Source organism: Microbulbifer maximicatervae (SeqCode) (assembly GCF_052467615.1).
This window is the reverse complement of the sequence record NZ_CP174319.1, coordinates 1,552,069-1,571,422: the sequence shown is the minus strand read 5'-3', so window position 1 is coordinate 1,571,422 and position 19,354 is coordinate 1,552,069. Positions and strand designations below refer to the sequence as shown.

17 protein-coding genes and 1 pseudogene are annotated in these 19,354 nt (G+C 47.7%); 3 read left to right on the top strand and 15 right to left on the bottom strand.

Annotation, left to right across the window (positions count from 1 at the left end):
• Positions 1-307 precede the first annotated feature (307 nt).
• Both ACJJIM_RS07105 and ACJJIM_RS07100 read left to right on the top strand, forming a co-directional pair.
• Positions 308-1,060, top strand: a pseudogene (locus ACJJIM_RS07105) (integron integrase); the annotation flags it as partial.
• 101 nt (positions 1,061-1,161) lie between these two features.
• Positions 1,162-1,287: a tyrosine-type recombinase/integrase gene (locus ACJJIM_RS07100; RefSeq protein ID WP_413665857.1), complete on the top strand. Its 126-nt coding sequence runs from the start codon at positions 1,162-1,164 to the stop codon at positions 1,285-1,287.
• Positions 1,288-1,303: 16 nt separating this feature from the next.
• Here ACJJIM_RS07100 and ACJJIM_RS07095 read toward each other — a convergent pair whose 3' ends face one another.
• Genes ACJJIM_RS07095 through ACJJIM_RS07085 form a run of 3 tightly spaced genes read right to left on the bottom strand, consistent with a single transcriptional unit; the run spans position 1,304 to position 4,326 of the window.
• Entirely contained in the window at positions 1,304-1,630 is a 327-nt protein-coding gene (locus ACJJIM_RS07095; RefSeq protein WP_444912810.1) for a hypothetical protein, read from the bottom strand.
• 41 nt (positions 1,631-1,671) lie between these two features.
• A complete protein-coding gene (locus ACJJIM_RS07090) occupies positions 1,672-3,234 on the bottom strand; it encodes an arylsulfatase (protein ID WP_444912809.1) in 1,563 nt (520 codons plus the stop codon).
• Between the two features lie 42 nt (positions 3,235-3,276).
• Positions 3,277-4,326 (bottom strand): HAD family hydrolase, encoded by a 1,050-nt coding sequence (locus ACJJIM_RS07085; protein WP_444912808.1) that lies wholly within the window; start codon positions 4,324-4,326, stop codon positions 3,277-3,279.
• Positions 4,327-4,432: 106 nt separating this feature from the next.
• Here ACJJIM_RS07085 and ACJJIM_RS07080 point away from each other — a divergent pair, with 106 nt between their 5' ends.
• Positions 4,433-6,697: a tetratricopeptide repeat protein gene (locus ACJJIM_RS07080; protein WP_444912807.1), complete on the top strand. Its 2,265-nt coding sequence runs from the start codon at positions 4,433-4,435 to the stop codon at positions 6,695-6,697.
• On the opposite strand, the gene ACJJIM_RS07075 is transcribed toward ACJJIM_RS07080, so the two are convergent.
• Genes ACJJIM_RS07075 through ACJJIM_RS07020 form a run of 12 tightly spaced genes read right to left on the bottom strand, consistent with a single transcriptional unit; the run spans position 6,694 to position 19,354 of the window.
• Complete coding sequence (locus ACJJIM_RS07075) at positions 6,694-8,037, bottom strand: hypothetical protein (protein ID WP_444912806.1); 1,344 nt, start codon at positions 8,035-8,037, stop codon at positions 6,694-6,696. The genes ACJJIM_RS07080 and ACJJIM_RS07075 overlap by 4 nt on opposite strands.
• 12 nt (positions 8,038-8,049) lie before the next feature.
• Positions 8,050-8,802, bottom strand: coding sequence for an outer membrane lipoprotein-sorting protein (locus ACJJIM_RS07070; protein ID WP_444912805.1), 753 nt, complete (start codon positions 8,800-8,802; stop codon positions 8,050-8,052).
• 12 nt (positions 8,803-8,814) lie between these two features.
• Positions 8,815-10,044: an ABC transporter permease gene (locus tag ACJJIM_RS07065; protein ID WP_444912804.1), complete on the bottom strand. Its 1,230-nt coding sequence runs from the start codon at positions 10,042-10,044 to the stop codon at positions 8,815-8,817.
• A gap of 2 nt (positions 10,045-10,046) precedes the next feature.
• Positions 10,047-10,766 (bottom strand): hypothetical protein, encoded by a 720-nt coding sequence (locus tag ACJJIM_RS07060; RefSeq protein ID WP_444912803.1) that lies wholly within the window; start codon positions 10,764-10,766, stop codon positions 10,047-10,049.
• Positions 10,763-11,467, bottom strand: coding sequence for an ABC transporter ATP-binding protein (locus tag ACJJIM_RS07055; RefSeq protein ID WP_444896901.1), 705 nt, complete (start codon positions 11,465-11,467; stop codon positions 10,763-10,765). The genes ACJJIM_RS07060 and ACJJIM_RS07055 overlap by 4 nt, the downstream gene beginning before the upstream one ends.
• Entirely contained in the window at positions 11,467-12,201 is a 735-nt protein-coding gene (locus tag ACJJIM_RS07050; protein ID WP_444912802.1) for a hypothetical protein, read from the bottom strand. Before ACJJIM_RS07050 ends, ACJJIM_RS07055 begins: the two co-directional genes overlap by 1 nt.
• A gap of 19 nt (positions 12,202-12,220) precedes the next feature.
• Positions 12,221-12,475: an acyl carrier protein gene (locus ACJJIM_RS07045; RefSeq protein ID WP_413665416.1), complete on the bottom strand. Its 255-nt coding sequence runs from the start codon at positions 12,473-12,475 to the stop codon at positions 12,221-12,223.
• Between the two features lie 2 nt (positions 12,476-12,477).
• On the bottom strand, positions 12,478-13,608 hold the full coding sequence (locus ACJJIM_RS07040) for a hypothetical protein (RefSeq protein ID WP_444912801.1): 1,131 nt from the start codon (positions 13,606-13,608) through the stop codon (positions 12,478-12,480).
• On the bottom strand, positions 13,605-14,519 hold the full coding sequence (locus ACJJIM_RS07035; RefSeq protein WP_444912800.1) for an alpha/beta hydrolase: 915 nt from the start codon (positions 14,517-14,519) through the stop codon (positions 13,605-13,607). The genes ACJJIM_RS07040 and ACJJIM_RS07035 overlap by 4 nt, the downstream gene beginning before the upstream one ends.
• Entirely contained in the window at positions 14,516-16,483 is a 1,968-nt protein-coding gene (locus tag ACJJIM_RS07030; protein WP_444912799.1) for an NAD(P)/FAD-dependent oxidoreductase, read from the bottom strand. Before ACJJIM_RS07030 ends, ACJJIM_RS07035 begins: the two co-directional genes overlap by 4 nt.
• Entirely contained in the window at positions 16,480-18,342 is a 1,863-nt protein-coding gene (locus ACJJIM_RS07025) for an acyl-CoA dehydrogenase (RefSeq protein ID WP_444912798.1), read from the bottom strand. The genes ACJJIM_RS07030 and ACJJIM_RS07025 overlap by 4 nt, the downstream gene beginning before the upstream one ends.
• Positions 18,335-19,354: a hypothetical protein gene (locus tag ACJJIM_RS07020; RefSeq protein WP_444912797.1), complete on the bottom strand. Its 1,020-nt coding sequence runs from the start codon at positions 19,352-19,354 to the stop codon at positions 18,335-18,337. Before ACJJIM_RS07020 ends, ACJJIM_RS07025 begins: the two co-directional genes overlap by 8 nt.

Genomic DNA, 19,354 nt, shown 5'->3' with positions numbered 1-19,354 from the left:
ATAGTAATCATTCTGATCACTATTATCCTGATTACTATCCTGGAATCAATCTAACGAAAAAAACACACAAAATCCAAGCAAAATCAATATGTTACCCATCCTTCAGAACCATTGTGCCAAATGGAAAAACGATCACTTTGACTACTATACCCATTTTATACGAGTTCCCTAACCCATTGAAATACAACAGATTTTCAACCATTCTGGCCCTAAGCCAGAAATAACGGTCAAACTGATCGAAAATCCTGATGACTCCCAGTCAAATGTTCATTAAACTGTTAATCCATACAGTATTCGGACTGTAAAAATGGATGACATCCCTATTCCGCTACCCCAGCGACCATCCCGCTTTATGGACCGTTTTAGGGCTTTTATACGGTCTCGCTATTTGGCATACAAAACAGAAAAGACATACTGCTTTTGGGTGAAGGACTTTATACGATTTCATGGGATAAAACATCCGCAGGAACTCGGAAAAGCTGACATAGATAAGTGGTTAAGTCACCTTGCGGCTAATCGCAATGTGTCAGCCAACACTCAAAAAACCGCTTTGAATGCAATTATCTTTCTCTATAAGCAGTTTCTGGATATTGAATTAGGGCAACTACAGTTCGAAAAAAGCCATCGGCCTAAGCGATTGCCTGTTACTTTTAGCCATGAAGAAGCAACCTCCATATTAGAGCACCTTAGCGGTCCAAATAAGCTTGCTGCTTCTTTAATGTATGGTTCGGGCCTTAGAGTTATGGAAGCTGTGCGGCTTAGGGTACAGGACATTGATTTTAGTGATCAATGCTTGATAGTACGGGAGTCCAAGGGTGAGAAGTGGCGAAGAACACTACTGCCTCGGTCTCTGGTTAAGCCCCTCAGGGTGCAGATAGCACATGCGCTTTCTCTACACGAGCAGGATTTGGCTGAAGGCTATGGGTATGTCTATTTGCCTTTCGCTCTGGCGAAAAAGTACCCACAAGCAGCGACGAGTGCTGCTTGGCAGTATGTATTCCCCGCTCGATTTCTATCGCAAGACCCTCGCAGCGATATGATGCGACGGCATCATATTGGTGAGCAGCAAGTTAGGCGGGCCGTTGCCAAGGCCGTTTCGGCCCTCGATATTCGTAAGAAGGGAGCTGCCATACATTTCGCCATTCGTTTGCCACCAACCTTCTGCGGGCTGGTACTGATATACGCAATATTCAGGAGCTACTCGGCCACAACGATATCAGTACAACCATGATTTACACCCATGTTATAGGCGTACATGAGCGCGGTGTTACCAGCCCTCTTGACTAATTTCGGCCCCCGGCAGCTATGCCTTTGGGTGGTAGCTGGCTTTAGGCCAAGCCTTGTTGATTTCATCTGCCTGAAGCTCTGCATTAAAGTGTTCCCAGGTAATGCCATTAATGTCAGTTTCTGCGGTAAATTTATCGGCACCATCTGATTCCCATCCTAGATGCCTAAGCGTTCCGCTTTCACAATTTGGATCATGGCGAATCGATAGGTTAACAGTGGCAGTTCGCCATAAAGCATATTCATTGGGCACATGCACGCAGGGAGCAGTATTTAACCTTCTACTGTAGTCGGCAACTGACTCTTCTATCTGATTAGTCGACAGTGCAATATGAATTTTATCCATGGGCCCTACCTTTATTGATACTTGTGTTGGTATCTACATTTTTAGTTACTACCACTCGCTCCAGCTTCCAGCTGCTCCTGTACCTTATCCAAATTAAAAGACCCAGGTACCTGGCTTGGTGGATATTCTTTCATAGTTTGCAAAAATTTTGCTGCAAGTTGCTGCATGGGAACCAAGACAAAAGCCCTGTCTATAAACCAGTCGTTATAGGTATTCGAGTTGTGTTGGGCTTTTTCAAAAGGATCTTGCCTCAAATTGAACAATAGTGGCACTCGTAATTCAGTAAAGGGCTCTCGCCAGACTTCAAAACCCCGCCCGCGATTTTCCAGGAAAATAGCTTTCCAGGGTTCGTAGCGCATAGCTACAATTTGGCCGTCATCATTTACGTAGATAAATTCTTTTCTTGGAGAAAGTTTTGCTTTGCCGGTGAAGTAATCCATCATGTTGTAGCCATCAACATAATTTCTGTACTCGCGCCCATTCAGCTCGACCCCTTCCTTGAGCTGCTCCTTGATATTCGGGTTCCCCCCGGCCGCAGCGAGAGTCGGCAGCCAGTCTTCATGGGAGACAATACCTGTCAGTGTAGTGCCCGCTGGAAATTTGCCCGGCCAGCGTACGAAAGCTGGCACCCTATAAGCTCCTTCCCAATTGGAATTTTTCTCACTGCGAAATGGCGTAGTTGCAGCATCTGGCCAGGTATTGAAGTGGGGGCCGTTGTCTGTGGAATAAAACACGATGGTATTGTCGGTGATATCCAGGCGGTCGAGCACACTTAGCAGCTTTCCTACCAGGATGTCATGCTCAACCATGCCATCCATATACTCATTGCTGTTGGGGCCCGCAAGGTTTGTGTGCTCCTCTCTGACATGGGTGCGAAAGTGCATCCGGGTGGCATTCCACCAGACAAAGAATGGGGTCTTAGCCGCGTGGGCGCGTTCGATAAAGTCGATAGCTGCCGCTAGGGTTTCATCATCGATCGTTTCCATCCGTTTCTTGGTGAGGGGGCCGGTATCTTCGATTGGTCCGCCGGCCTTGGCCTTAATCACTCCTCTGGGGCCAAACTTCTTACGGAATTCTGGGTCTTTGGGATAGTCCCGGTTCTCAGGCTCTTCCTCCGCATTCAAGTGATAGAGATTGCCAAAAAATTCATCAAAACCATGGTTGATGGGCAGGTGTTCGTCCCTATCCCCTTGGTGGTTTTTACCAAACTGGCCGGTGGCATAACCCAGGCTTTTCATTACTATGGCGATAGTGGCATCACTCTTCTGCCAACCCTCTTTGGCACCAGGAAGCCCCACTTTAGTCATGCCGGTGCGCACTGGGACATTACCTGCTAAAAACGCTGCGCGGCCTGCTGTGCACGATTGCTGGCCGTAGTAGTCGGTAAAAGAAAGGCCTTCTACCGCCAGCCGATCAATATTGGGCGTGGTGTAGCCCATCATGCCGCGACTGTTGAAGCTGATATTCCAGATGCCAATATCATCTCCCCAGATCACCAAAATATTGGGTTTGGTCTGCGCGAAGAGGCTACCAGGGGAAAGGGATACAGCAGCCAGCATAACCAAAAGGAACAGTCGGAGACGGGTTCGGGAGATCAGGAGCATTACACACCTCAATATTGGCAGGCTCAATACACCGCTTTAAGACTAGTCCTGGTAGGCGGGAACTTGAGGAATCACCGGCCCCTGGCTTGATTGATCCTTCTCTTCTGGCGGAAACACCGTCCGCCAGTCCTTCGCCATATCTACCACTAACCAGCTATTTGTCTTAGCGGCTTGTAGCGCTTTGTCCAGGCGCCCCACTGAGGAGTTCTTATCGTATGCCCATTCTCTTTTGGCATCGGTATGATGAATCAGCATGGCAAAACGCGGCCCCTTAGCGGCGGTGGTCCATTCCAGCATTTGTAAATCACCATCGGAATTGCCTGCGGCAAAAACCGGCCTCCGGCCAATCACGTCATTAATTGCGATAGGCTTCCCCTGTTTATCAGTGAGGAAGGCCAGTTCAACTAATTTCACGATATAGGGGTGACCACCCCCATTTTCATAGCGGGACTTTAGGCGACTGCCGATAACCTGCTCTGGGGGGATTCCATATAACTCCTGGGAAAACACTCGAATAAAGTCAGTGCCGCCCCCCGAAACAATGTAGGTTTTAAAACCATTTGCTCTTAAGTAGTCCAGCAACTCCAGCATGGGCTGGAACACCATCGCACTGTAGTGCTTGCCAGTTTCCGGGTTCTTAGCGCTCCTGAGCCATTGGGCAACAGAGCGCTGGAAGGCATCCGTACTCAATCCCGCATGAGTCGCAGTAAGCATTACTTCCAAACCTTCCCTGCCTTGCCCCAGCAGGTTTGATAAATCGCCCTTTAGGATCGAAGCGAAGGGCTCTTGGGTTTTCCACTCTGGGTGTTGGGGCGCTAGCCTTTTAACTTCATCGGCGGCATAGAGCAGCTGGAAATACACGGGCTTCTCGGACCAGAGGGTGCCATCATTATCAAATACCGCTATACGTTCACCGACAGGTATAAAGTCGGCACTGTCCCTACGGGTAACCTTGTCAACAAAGTCCACAATTTGGGCTTTAACGCCATCTTGCCAGGATGGCAAGGGAGAACTGAGTGCCGGTAAGCTGATTACCAAAACCAGCAATAGACACCCTCGGCTCAGGGCAACCCTAAATTTCCAATCCAGCATTCTGGCCCTCTCACAAAATGACATTTACGGCATATGAACTAATCTTTTGGCCTAGGGAGCCTCTGAATAACTCCCTAAGATAAAAACTCATCACAATAAAAAAACCGTGATAAATATAGCTGGCACTAGCCTCCTCCAAATCAGCCTTATCTGTCTCGTACTGGTGGCCTGTGGTAACGAAGAGCCGGTTGATTCCCAACCTCTCAAGCGCCAGGATGAAGCAATCAGCTCAGAAGCCACTTTCGTGGGCTCCGCGCAATGCGCCGTATGCCACAAAGATGAGGCCAGTGCCTGGCAAGGTTCCCACCACCAGCTGGCAATGCAGGCCGCCAATAGCGACAGCGTTCTAGGTGATTTCTCCGGGGTGGCATTTGAATATCAGGGGCAGAAATCTCACTTCTATCAAAAGGAAGGGCGCTATTACGTACGCACTGATGGGCCCAATGGAGACCTTCAGGACTATCCCCTTGCCTATACATTTGGTGTCCACCCTTTACAGCAATACTTGATTGATTTGGGAGGCGGACATTTTCAGGCACTGAGTATTGCTTGGGACAGCCGGGACAAATCTGCTGGTGGCCAGCGCTGGTTCCATCTCTATCCCGATCAAGCGATAGACCATCAACATCCCCTGCACTGGACCGGCATAAACCAGAATTGGAACTTTATGTGTTCCGACTGCCATTCCACCAATCTGCAAAAGGCCTATAGCCTACAAACCGATAGCTACCAGACATCCTGGTCAGAGATCAGTGTCGGTTGCGAATCCTGTCACGGCCCGGGATCAAGGCACATTCAGTGGGCAAAAATACAAAATGAGGTATTGCCGAATAAAGGGCTAGATCCCCATTTTATTGATCCAACCCAACAGATCCGGGAAATGGATCTGCAAACGGGGATTGCCAAGCTTGCGCCATCGGCAGCCATCCAGCGTGAAATAACAACTTGCGCCCAGTGCCATTCTCGGCGGAGTACCCATTTACCGGGGGCGCAGGCTAACAGCGAATTACTGGATCATTTCAACCTCACACTTCTGCAAGAGCCTATCTACCACGCAGATGGCCAGGCCGATGGCGAGGTATTTGTGTACGGATCGTTTCTGCAAAGCAAAATGTACGCAGCAGGTGTTACCTGTGGCCACTGTCATAACCCCCACAGCCTACAACTGAGAGCAGCTGGTGATGCAGTTTGTGCCCAGTGCCATATGCCGGAGCGATTTGCCCGTACTGATCACCATCTGCACCCAACTCAAAGCCCCGGTGCCCGCTGCACAAACTGCCATATGCCGAAGAAAAATTTTATGCAGGTGGATGGACGCCGGGATCACAGTTTCCGCATTCCCCGGCCTGACCTTTCCGAGGCGCTGGGCACCCCCAATACTTGCAACAGCTGCCATCAAGATAAATCGAGCCAGTGGGCGGCGAAGATATTGGAAGACAAATACGGCTCACCTCCCCGTCACTATGGGCAGACATTGCACGCAGCTATGCGCGGGGATAGCGAGGCCGATAAGATGTTAATGAACCTTATTCAGGACGACAGTAAACCGGAGATTGTTCGGGCCAGCGCAATCCGTTTGTTACCGCACTACCTGACGATAAATTCCGCTCAGTTACTCCAACAAATTGCCCAGGGCGAAGAACCCTTATTAAACCTGGCCCTTGCGCAGTCTCTGGATGAACTACCGGAGCAATTGCGACTGATGATCGGTGTACCGCTGCTTTTCAGTAAAATGGCCGTAACAAGGTCGCTGGCAGCCAATGGCGTTACCGATGCTCAGATCGGGACTATGCCCGCGCAAGTACAGCAGCAATATTCCAAGGCCCTTAAAACCTATACCACCTCAGAATTATTCAACAGCGACCGGCCCGAATCCCTGGTAAACCTGGGCAACCTCCATTTTCAGAGAGGAAACACGCAACAAGCGGAAGCCTTCTATCGCCGGGCAATAATCAAGGCCTCCTACTACACACCCGCCTATATCAACTTGGCCGATCTTTACCGGGCAAGTGGACGTGAAACCGATGCGGAATTATTACTCAGAGGGGCACTATCGAAGAGTGAGGATATCGCCGTAATCCAACATGCCTTAGGCCTTTCCCTGGTTCGCCAGAACCGCCACCAGGAGGCAATGGGTTTTCTAAAGGCGGCGGCTGAGCATGAGCAAACCCAGAGTCGCTATCTCTACGTATACGCCATAGCCGTTCACTCGGAAGGCAACAGCGAACTCGCCCTGGATATTCTAGAAGACGGCTATCACCAGTTCCCGCAGGACCTGGATATATTGCGGGCATTGATTTCTATTAGCAGGGAATCCGGCAAGCGGGAAATCGCACAAAAATATGAAGCACTTTTAGCCAGCAGGCGCTAAAAATCATAATAGAGACTTAACCTAAGAAGCCTTTCAGTAGGCAGCAGACCAAATTCACAGGACTCACAACCCCGGAAAAACTGGGCTTGCAGTCGAGTACTAAAATGCTCAGTCCAGTTCTGAATCAATTCCAGGTTGTGGTACTGGCTCTTGTCATCCAGGTTGTATTGCACACTCTGACGATATTGAAACTTCTTATCCAGCCGGGTATTACCCCACATCAAGAACAAATACTCTTGCCGTAGTTGTCCGGTAGATAAAAGGTTAAAACTATCGGACAGAAAAGCAATCGCCTCATAAACCCGCGCGCTGTTCAATCCGTTCTTTGCACTATCTACCTGCGTTTGAACCAAACCCCACTCGTCATCATCGAATCCATGCTGGTTATACAGATACTCCGCAGTAACATCCCATCCCCCGTTGAAGCTGAGCTGAGTACCAAGTACCAGCTTCAAATAATCATCGTCCTCTGCTGGAAAATAGGAGAGTTCGCCCGGCTGCGGTAACTCCCGCTGATATTCCCAAGCACCCTCCAACCTGAGTGTGGCACTGTCTCCAGCCAAGGTACTCAATCCGAGAGCGACATTGGTTGCCTCCCCCTCTATCTGATGCAATACCAAGCGGGTATCCAAGTCACCTTCACGATTCACCACGAGTGCGTACTGAAACTCATGGTCATTTCTATTAGTGTCAAAGTGACCACCCAGATTATCCTCAACCTGAGCCATGTAAATGCCAGTGTTCCAGCGACCATAGCGGAAATCGAAGTGGGCCATATCCCAGCCCAGCTGCTGGGTAAGCTCATCGGCATCCAGATTGGGCCGATCAAAAGTGGCTTTTAAAAGATTTGCTGGAGACCAGTTGTAACCGTTGCTCCACTGAGGTTTTATCCGACCGACGTTAATACCAAACCTTCGGTTGTCAGTGTAAGAAGAGAAATACCCCTCTAGCAGATGGGATTCTGTTTCTTTTTCAGATGTTCCAGCCTCATTAGACCGATAGTGCTCTATCGCCGCAAACCGCGAGTAAACTGAGAAGTGTGCTCCCAGGGAGAACTGGCCACTGAGATCCAGAGCAAGCAACGACTCTTGTTCATCAAAGACAAACAGACCCGGATCGAAATAGAGGTCATCCCGAACTTCATTCTGCTGGTGATACCCCAATAGCGAAGCATCAATATCCCAAACAACTCGAGAAACCCCTTCCTCAGTGCTCACTTCATCGAAAAGTTCCGAGTTGGTCTCGAAAGGGTCTTGATAGTCTTCGGCACTGGCAACTTTTTCAGCAAAAGCGAGAGGAAGGAGTATAAATGGGAGAATTGTCCTGATTCTGATAACCATTACCGACTCACCTCAATTCAGCCTGCCAAGGGAGCCTTTTTGGAAAATTGCTGGGTCCAGGCTCTCAAGACGATAGTCATCGAACTTCATCCAGGTATAACTCTCGTCAATGAGTGCATCCACCAAGAGTAATTTATGCAGTTTCAGCTCGCCTTCAAACTGCTTGAACTCTTTATAGTGCGCTGTTTTAAGGAGGCGCCCAGAGCGGGTATAAAACTCCCCCTTTAAAGGCAGGTTTCCCTCAGCCTGTGCCATCCATATTTTTACTTTGTCATAGGCAACGCCAGAGGATTTTGCCGATAAATACAGCACCCAGTAATCTTCCCCATCAACAGTTTCTTGCCCTTGCAGCTCTGCGGTGTAATCCCGGGAGAAATTTGCTCCCACTACATCACCGTTACTGGTCTCGCCAATTAACCGCTGTGAGGGCGCAATCCGGATAACCCTGCGCGTGCCGGGAATATAGAGCCACATATTGGCGCTCTCTTTTAGCATTGCCCTGCCCTTTTCCCGGGCGGGTGCCAAAAACTGGATCAGTGATTGATCGTTAAACACTTTGACACTGAGCTTATTGGTGCGGGGTTCCTTGTCCTTTTTATAGCTGATATTGGTGATATCAAAGCTAAAGCCCTGATCCCTGAACCCGCGAAAATCATCCAGTTTATTAACCAGTGACTCAGCCGAAACCGATGCATAACTTGAGTAGCTAAACAACAAGTAGGCTATCGCCAACACCCACCCATAAAAAGAATTCAACTTACACATAGAAGACCCAAATCAAGTAAACCTAAGTGCTTTTACTACCGGCAGCCGGGACGCTTTTATCGCTGGATAAAGGCTGGAAACAAGTGAAATACAAAAACCCAACAGGAATGTTTTCAATAAGATATCCGGCACGACAAACACACGGATAGGATAGTCCTGGGTACTGCCCGGTGGCCGGGGCATCATCCATTCCGCATAGGTAATTCCCTTGGCTGCCAGTGCACCAATCACTAGCCCCAGCAAACTTCCGATTAAACCGAGAAATACCGACTCCAGTAAAATCAAGTTTACAACCTGGCGGGGAGTACCGCCCATTGCCCGGATAGTACCCAGCTCGCGGGTGCGCTCCATGACTGCCATCAACATGGTATTGGAAATACTCAACGCGACGATTACCAACACAATAACGGTAATAAAACCAAAAACCCCGTTAAACAGGCCAACAACCTGATGATAGTAACCCGCCAGTTCTTCCCAGCTTTTTATTTCTAGGTTCAAATTGTTCTGCTCAAATACACCGGACAGAGTTGCAATTGAGGTAGATGTAAGTTCGGTCTCCTCCAATAAAACCACTAGCCGTGTAATATCTGACGTATAGAGCAGTTCCTGGGCCAGAGGCAAATTCACCCTGAGCAAGCGATCATCCAGCTCCTTAACACCGGTTGTGATTACCCCCATCACCTGTACATCGACAGCATTGATTGCCCCATCCTGGGTGCTTGCCAGCAGGGTCAAGTAGTCCCCAATCTGAACATCCAGGGCATTGAACAAGCCTTCTCCAAGGTGAGCAGCAGAAATATCCTCTGGAAATAGATCGTCCCCTTGAACAATCTGAATTGCAGAGGAAAGCATCACTTCTTTCTCCGCATCGATACCAATTCCAGTGATGGCTATCGATTGCTTGCCATCACTAAGCAGGCCATTGAAATTAAGGCGAGGCGCTACCACCAACGTATCGGTTTCATTTTCTACCAGCTCGGAAATCTTTTGAAGGCCCCCATCAGCAATCAGGTATTTTTCCGGTTCCGCTTTGCCAAACTGGTTGTAGCCTTTGGCATAGATTTGTATATGACCAAGCTGCGAGCGGATCATACTCTCCCGCATCCCCTCATACATCGACTGTACAAAACCGCCAAAAATAATCAGGCTGGTACAACCGAAAACGATCGCAGCCAAGGTAATCAGGCTGCGGCGCCCGTTACGCATAATATTCAGCAGTGCAACTTTCCAACCCAAGCCCATGACTAAATACTCCGAAGCGCCAGCTTGGCTTTAGCGGACCAGTCGGTATCCGACTCGGCCACCTTTCCCCAAAGATCCCGGGCATCATCGGGCTGTTTATTGCGCTCGTAAGCCTGGGCAAGGTAGAACTCTACAAAGCCAAGAAATTCTTTACCGAACCGATTGCCCACCTGTTCCCTAACCAGCTCCAGGTCTTCAACAGCGTAGCGCGCTCTTTTTAGAAAGGCCGGCATATTGGCACAGCTGATTCCCCGCTGAAGGCGGGCGCCCAGATTGAATGGAGATTGTTTAACAGCCCGATCCATCATGCGATTGCCTCGTCTGGAGAACAGCGATAGTTTTGCCAATCGATCAAGGTAGAAGCTGGATTTAAAGGAAGTTGTCGATCCCAATGCAGCATTGAGTTCCGGGTCATCCGGGAGACTCTCCACCAGTGACTGCATCAGAGCCTCTAACTTCTCAACATCCTGCAACTCTACATCTTCCATCGACGTAAGGCGCGCAAGCTGAGCCAAGTAGGCCTGCTTTTTTTGTTCACTGGTCGTTTCTCCACTGACAGCAGCAAACAGCGCTTCCCTTTCGCTATTGGTGAATGGAATCGGAGTTGGAAAGACGAAGTCTTCCGCCAAAGCTGGTGCAGAAATTAAGAATACAACTGAAATAGCCAAAGCCGCTCTAGTTAGCGGGCCCCTAGCCAGCAACATTTTCATGATTGCTGTCATGCAATAGCCTCCTGAACAATACCTTGAGGCGAAGCTGTATCCTCTACCAAATGACCATCTCGTACCGTGATAACACGGGATGCCAAGCTGGTTACATAATCATCATGGGTGGCTACGATAAAAGTGACACCCTGCTCCCGGTTGAGCTGCTTCATAAGGCTCATAATGCTCTCCGACGTGCGCGAATCCAGATTGGCTGTGGGTTCGTCCGCAAGCACCAGATCCGGCTTACTGACAATTGCCCTGGCAATCGCCACTCGCTGCATCTGCCCCCCCGAAAGCTGGGTAGGACGCTGATTAACCAACTTGGCAAGCCCTACTGCTTCCAGAGCGTCTAACGCTAGTTGCCTGGCATTGTTAGCCCCCCGCAGTGTCAGCGGGTACATCACATTCTCAAGTGCTGTAAGCACGGGAATCAGGTTAAAAGACTGGAAAACAATCCCAATATGACGACCTCGGAACAGGGAGCGCTGATGCTCTCCCAAACTCCCGAGATTAACGCCATCAATATGAACTGATCCGGAATCACACTGATCCAATGCGGATAGAAGATTCAATAATGTGCTCTTACCACTACCGCTGGGTCCTTTCACAGCCAGAAACTCACCTCGATCGATAGCAAGATCTATATCCCGCAAGGCGTCGACCCAGAGATCGCCCAATCGATAGCGCTTTGAAACACGCTTAAGCTCAACCAACATTAACTTTTACCCAGGGTGACTGCCATTTGCCCCAGTTGCTCACAAGAGGTTTGCATCGTGGCAGGACAAGGAGCCATTGCTATTGCTTTTTGGTAGTAATCCATGGCCACTGCCAAATCCTCAGTGCCCTCTCCAGCTTTCACCCAGTAGGCATTAGCCAAAGACAAATACATCACCTGCTGCATAGCAGCCGGCAATAGATCGGGCTCTGAGTCCATCAGATTCTTAAACCAGGCTTCATCTTCGAACACCCGCTCAAAGTGGCCGCTTACTTCCCCTACATAAGAAAAAGTAATCAACCGTATCAGGCGCACATTAAAATCTGAATCGGCACTGAGACCTGCCTGATCCACCTCATCCATCGCATGGCGCAGACGGTAGAGCTTGTAAAGCCCCATCGCAGGGTCAAACATCGCACCTGCGCGCTTGCCCTCATTGGAGTAATACGCTGCACGTATCAGCATATCGTCTGGACGCTGTTGATACGCGGCTTCCAGTAAGTGGGCAGCCTTCTCAAGCTCGTTATGGTGACTAAATAACTGTCCAAGCTCCAACATCAAGTCGGGATCTGTACTATTTTCACCAATCTCCTGCTGGAGAAACTCCACCTGCTCCATCTCGCCTTCTGAATAGGCAATCTTGCCAAACTCGATGGGAGCAGCACCTGAAAACCAGGCAACAACATTTCCAATAAAAAAACTACTGATAAGAATGGTAAGTACTTTTTTAAACATTGACTGCTCCCGAAGTACGCTAGACTTCTTCCGAGTTTTCAAGTAGTTGACCATCCATTTCCCTTAGGGTGGTGTGCTCATCAAAAACGAGATTTTCGGGGCTCATCACACCAGGGTACAGCTGCTCGCAAATTAAAATCACCTCGACAATATTCAGGGAATCTACCCCGAGTTCTGCAATGGGTGTATCTGCATCGACAGCATCAACATTCAGCATAAGAGCTATTTGCTCACATAGCTCTTGTACATTGCTTTCTACAACTGCTGTAGACATATTTACTCTCCGGTAACATTTCCTATTTTTAAGTTATTAAATCGCAGCAAGTAGTCCAACGTTAAAGTAAAAACACAAACATGCTGCTCTCGTTCTGAGTATTTTTGCTGCTGTTTTATGGCAGCAGAACTGATCATGGGCGGTATATAGAACCAGACTTTTGCAAGCCAATGGTGTCCATAAAAAAACACCCGCTGAAAAGATTCGTAAACATTACAGATAGGTTTATCACTTATTGAAAGTGCCGGGGGTATTACACCCTCATCTCCCGAACCACCAACAATCTCCACCATCTTGCTGGTATTCATTGCCAGTATATTGAGTAAAAACTGGGCAAAAGGCAGATAGAATGTCTGGAAGATATAATGTTCCCTATCGATACTTGATTCTGAGTCCTGCCAGGCTCGATCCAACTCTTCCTGTACCATATCGGTGTAACTTTGTAGATCGATCCCTTCTACGACTCTATTTTTATGAGCCGTATTAAAGATCTTTGCCCGCTTCTCCTGATAGCCAACCGTTAAAGGCAGGCTATTTCTACCCACTTTTAATTTGGTGCCGCTTGACTCCGCCAAACGATTGGCAATATGAGCATAAAAAGTAGTATCAACAGGCGAGAAAAGCTTAGAGGTTACCTCAGGTAAACTGTTGAAGAGTTTATCGGTAGTTTCTTCAGGAGTCACCAGGGCTGCATCAAATGACCCAGATTGATGATGTTCAGCAGAGAGCCAAATAAGCTCTCTGGCTGATATAACAACATCATCCTCTGGAAAGAGCATTTTAACATTCTGCAAAAGGCTCTTTCTTTCTATGGAGAAACCAAAATACTCAATTTCAATTAAGTAGTGGCAATCTACCGTATCGGCACCAACAGCAGGAAATAGTGATAAATCCTGACCAACAAATAGGCGATCGTCCTTCAGGTAATAATAAAGGGGAAATCGAAACGCCTTGCCAACTTGCAAGTAAAAAGTGTTTTTATCACTTCTCTTTATAGTTCCTAAAGCTGTCCAGTCTTCGCCGTTCCCTGCTCCCCAATCGGTATCACTTAAAAATGAACTCAGTGAAACCTCTCCACCGACGGGCAACAGTTTTTCTCTCATCAGGGGAGTTTTGCCTTTGCTAGGTCTCATGCAACAGCTCCCTCAGGTTGCCGCACTAAAGTTGTCAACCAGCTGGAAATAGGCTTCGCCGAAGCAGAAATAGCTGACATATGAGTAGCTCTGGGCAACTCGGTGAGTCCAGCCTTAATACTGGGCGAGAGATACCAGCTCAATACGGTGTGGAGCACGTGGGTATCAAGCACTTCGTCCTTCTCACCGACAAAAAAGTGGCAGGGTACATTTAAACTCGCAAAGAGATCCGCGTATCTCTTTACGTTATAGGCACTGAGTAAGTTAAACGTGCAGTCCAGAACTCGCCCCTGATTCCCCGCTGCTGATCCCACCGGGGGAAAGCTCAGCACTGATAACTTCCTCAATGGGGGGAACAAAAGTGCCAGCCAATATTTCAGCATTTTTATTTTTGGCAGATTCTGATCACCAGCCGATGCCCTAGGCCGCGTATAGTGACGCTTCCTTCCGTAACGAATGTAATACTCAAAGCCAGATGCGGGAATATCGTATTTTCTTGTTTCCTCTGACTGAGTCAGCGGCGGTGCTATCGCAAAAAAACCTGCAATATCTTTACTGCCATATAGGTGCAGATATTTAAGTGCAACCAATGATCCCGCGCTGTGCCCTCCAAGAACAAAGGCCTTAGCCCCTCTTTTTTTGAGGTGTTTTAATAGATCGGCAAGATCGTCTTGCAGTTGATCGGAATAATCGAGATCCCCCGGAACACCTTCACTCTTACCATGGCCTCGCCAGTCCGGCAGACACACACTAATACCGTTTCGGTGTACCATCCGTCCAAACATTAAATACCACTGGCTACTGAACGTGCTCCCGTGCATGCAGACAAGCACCAAGTCAGATTCATCGCACGGCAACCAGCGAAAGGAGAGTTTTTTTCCATCCCGCGCCTGAAAGAACTCCTGAATCACACAACCTCCGAATCCGCATGAGCAGAGTCTAATTCAGCTGTGCGCATAGCTTCACGCTGGTCAATGACCGAATCCATTATGCTATCCGGCTGACTGCGTGCAAAAGCAAGAAATACAGGAACCATACTAGGGATCGCAATATACTCCTGAGTCTGCACCCAGATAGATTTTGCTTTCTTGTTAACCTCAGCAAGTTCTTTATTGGAGTAGCTACCCGCAAGATCCATAACTTCAATCGTATCTGTGTGGAAGGACTCTTCCGATACAATAACGCTCACTGGATCTGCCATATCCTCATTGACTAGATCTGTAAGCTTGATAGATAACTTCTCAAGCAGCCAATTGAGGTCAGCCCCATTCATATTTGGCTTTTGTAAAAGATCAGGCAGGGTAATAGCCTGCTGAACAACCATCCGGTTTGCCAGTTTAGGGAGGTCGAGTCGCGCCTGAACAACACTCAGGAAAACTTCAACCCAAAGTTTGACCCGCAGATCGATTCGCCAACCATCCCGGCCTTGGGTTCCCATTAAATATACAAAGTACTTATAGTGATCGGCACCGGACTCAAAGAAACCTTCACTATTTCTGCGAAAATATCGATTCTGAGCTTTAAGCTCTTTTGCCGTTTCAACTAAAAGGCGTTGCAGGATTAACTCAAGGGCCATATATCCACGGCGCAGGTAACTTTTGCGTAGCCAGTACTCCTGATCCAGATAATTGCCTGACATATAATCCCAGGCACTCTCCAGGAAATAAGCAGCGGTATTGTAGGCAAGCAAAGGAGAACACAGTTCAGCAGAGTCAATAACCGGGTATACATTTGCTACATGAGCATAGAGGCCCTGGTAAAATTCTGTGACCACTTGATTCGCGATCGGCAATTCTTTTGCAAGCCGCTGCTGAGCTTCATCACGATTATTGTCTGAGATATCGGCAACAATGTACTTACAAATATGGTCATTAAACAGGGCTATCATATCGCCCCCACCACTAAACAGAGGATCAAGGAACATCGAGGAAAATCCGGAGGTAGCCCAGCGGTCCTCGAAGATAAACTCATCCGCTCTATAGGCAAGCTGTCCCCAAGCCTCAAAATCAATAAGCTCGGCGCCTTCCAGAAGCTCCGAAATAGCTCTATAAGCCAACAAAAAGTCTAGGAAGTCTTGCTTCTTTGTGGGCGGCTTGTCGAATTTACTATTCTCGCCAACGATACCTACACTGGTATAGCCACCACTTAAGGGTATAAACCAAACCCAGTAACCATCTCCAGAAAAATGATTCGTTGAAAGAAAGCGTCCAAAGGCCTTCTTTCTCCAATTCATATCTCCCATAGAGTCGATATCCTGTATGTTCTTAAACCGACCCCAGGCAGAGAAGTGTTTAGGGACATTCTCAACACGGGTAAGCTTCTTATGCTTCTTAGCAACCCGATTTCGACCACTGCAATCTACTAACCAGTGGGCGTTAACCACTCCGCTAGCGCCATCTTCCATAAGCTCTATAGAATGGAGTTCATCACCTGGTTGTATGTTGAGATTTTTTGCTTTTACGCCCTGAATAACCTCTATGCCATTCGCCCTATTCATATCGACAAGGTCGGATTCCAATCTGGCCCGGTCAATTTGAAAAGCTGGATGAGGCGGAATACTGGTGGTTCCGTGCTCACTCATCTCTGTTAATGACAGTGTATGCTCAGGATTATCGTAGAAAAAACGCAGACCATTTTTAGGCAAGTGATTCCTATAGAGATAATTCACCAAACCCAACTGCTTCATAAAGTAATGGCCGGTCATCTCCACTGTCGCTTCACCAACTTTGGCCTTAAACTCAGTATTTGCCTCAACAACCAATATGGTTAAAGCACCATCATTGAGCTTAAGTTGACGGGCCAGGGTTAAGCCAGCCCATCCACCACCGATAATCACTACATCGTAATTGGATTCCAGCTGATCAAGCTTGTTCATGAGACAGCCTCCACATTTGATAATAATGAATTCCAGGAGGAAGCGTCCATTTCAAAAAAAGAGTCCTGATCCTGAAGGATATCCAGCACCAGCTTGGTACGGGGTAACTCATTGCGAATAAAGAATTTAGCACTGACAATTTTTGAGCGATAGAATTCCTCATCAGTATCATTCAGGTCCTGACTCAACTTATCTGATGACGCACATGCAGCCTCCAATAAAAGCCAGGCCAAGGTTATATCACCAAGCATATGTAGAATACGTGTGCTATAGGCAGGGATTTTGAACATTTCTTTTGTCTTCACCCATACCTGCACAGCTTTCAGTGCTGCCTCGAAATGTCCAAACGAGGTCTTTAAGCGCTCAAATTCAATCTCAAACTGAGGGTAGTCCGTGGCCCGATCGAGGAAATTGTCAATTTCTGCCTGGTAGAATTGGAATAGCTTACTGGAGTTACCCAATCCTAACTTATCCCGGATCAAGTCCTGGCTCTGGATATAATTCGTTCCCTCCCAGATTGCCAGCACTTTAATATCCCGGGCATATTGCTCTATACCCAGATCCTTGAGATAACCCTGACCACCACAGGTTTGGATCGCCAATTCACAGATACGCCAAGCCTGGTCGCTGATATAGGCTTTAACAACTGGAGTTAGCAGGTTCATTAAACCCTGATAGTGAGCAATGCGATCCTTTTTGTCTTCCTGCCCCTGGTAGATTTTGACTAAGCTCTCTGACAATGTCAGTTTAGCAATCAGTGCTCTACAGCCCTCTACCTTGGATTTCATTTCCAACAACATACGCTGGACATCGGTATGCTCAACGATATTGACCCGGCTTGCGGTAGAGCTAAAGCTCTCGTGAAATCTCTTGCCCTGTAAGCGCTTTGTCGAATAGGAAAGTGCATTGTAGTAGGCTGAGGAAGCCATACCCAAGGCGTAAACACCTGTGCTGATTCGTGCCTGATTCATCAAGGTAAGAAACTGCAACAAGCCTACATTCTCACGATTCCCCAGTAGGTAAGCTCTACAGGGGCCATTGTCACCAAACCGAAGGTGAGTGTTTGCACACCCTTTAAAGCCCATTTTCTCAGCTAGAGAAATGCATTCGATATTATTAAACCCACCGAGACTCCCATCCTCTTCAACCCAGTACTTAGGCACAATAAAGCAGGACAAACCGTAGGTGCCCGAGCCGCTTTTTTCGCCACGACCCATAACGAAATAAATGGTGTTTTCTGTCAGGTCGTGCATACCGGCGCTTATCAGGTATTTTTCGCCCGTTAACAAATAAGTGCCATCTTCCTGTTTCGCAGCGCGAGTCTCTACAAGGGATACATCACTTCCCGCCTGGGGTTCAGTGAGGCAGAGACAAGATGTCCACACTGAAGTGGCTAATTTGTCCCTAAACAAGTCTTTTTGCAGATCGGTTCCATATTTTTCCACCAAGGTGGAGGACGGCAGGCAAAAACCACCATAAGTCATAAAACTTGGATTTGCCCCCATAAACATTTCCAGGAGCATTTGCATTACAAAGGGCGGAATAGTTGTATTTTGTTCGCCCTCAAGTGAGGAAATATTCCCCCAGTCTTCCTTAAACCTCTGCCACATCTCAGGGAATGCGCTCGGGAGCTTTACTTTCCCATTCTCTAACTGGCATCCCTCTCGATCTGAATCCTGGTATCCCGGCCCGAGAACCTCATAAGAGAATTTTTTAGCCCGAACTAAAATTTCATGGAGAATCTCTGGTGAGCACCCTTTAAACATCTGGTCACTGAACAGAGTTTTAGCTTCATGGAACTGTTCTTCAATAAGGAATTTAAATTCTCTTATATCAGTTTTATAAATATTATTATCCATGTCTTGCTCCTTGATATTCCAACAGCGTACGCCAACTACCTGCACCTAATACCCAGTCAAATATCTGGTTATGTCTTCCACGGTAAATCCTCTTGGGATACCTTAATGCCTCACGAATATGCGAAAGGTAATCCTGGCCTAGAGTGTCACCCAGATGCTGGGCGGAACTAAAATCTATATAGGCGTCTTCTAACACCAATTTCTCAACATTTACCAATCTTGAAAGAAAGCCCTGAAAATTGGGCGAAGGAATGTCTATTTTCAGGCAACCTACCCTGCCGCCACCCCCTAGAGTTAACAGCCATAAATCAGTCACCGTTTCCTCAATGTAATAGCTGATCAATTCAGATAGAGGTTTAATACTCAAATAGTGCCAGCCGTCCTCTTCGATACTGGGTAACCATGAGGCCTTATCGCTGTGCGAAAACCCTTTCAGGAGCCCCTTGGCCCATTTCGAGCGGATATCAAAGGAAACTACTCGAGTATCATCACTAGAGTTGGTTGAGATTACCTGCTTAATACTCTTTACTAAATCTGGTGCGCCAGATAAAGATGGCGCTTGAGAGAGAATATCGCAGCTGGATATTTGACAGAGATGTGTTTCACAATACTCTCGACAAACCCAGGTAGCCGCCACACCTACAAGAACATCTAAGCCATCTTGATCAGGTCCAACTCCAATTCCCAATGAATCCAGGCACTCTTGTTGCCGCTCTTTGCCCAGTTCGAGATTTAAGATCAAAGCTTCGGCTTCACTACACTTTGAAAAACTCAATACTGCAGCATGGAAGCTGGTGCAGGCGCTACCAACAAATCGAATATTATGCCCACCATCTTCAAGGTCTGCTATAAACTCTACAACCCGACTATCCTGTAGAACATTAGCCTCTCCCGCAGAAACCACATAGATAAGCTCTGGTAACAAATCATATTGATCCAGGTGTCCTCTCAAGGCATCAAGTAATCGATCAACCTGCCCGCCACTGTCTACCCATAGGTTTTTAATAAACAT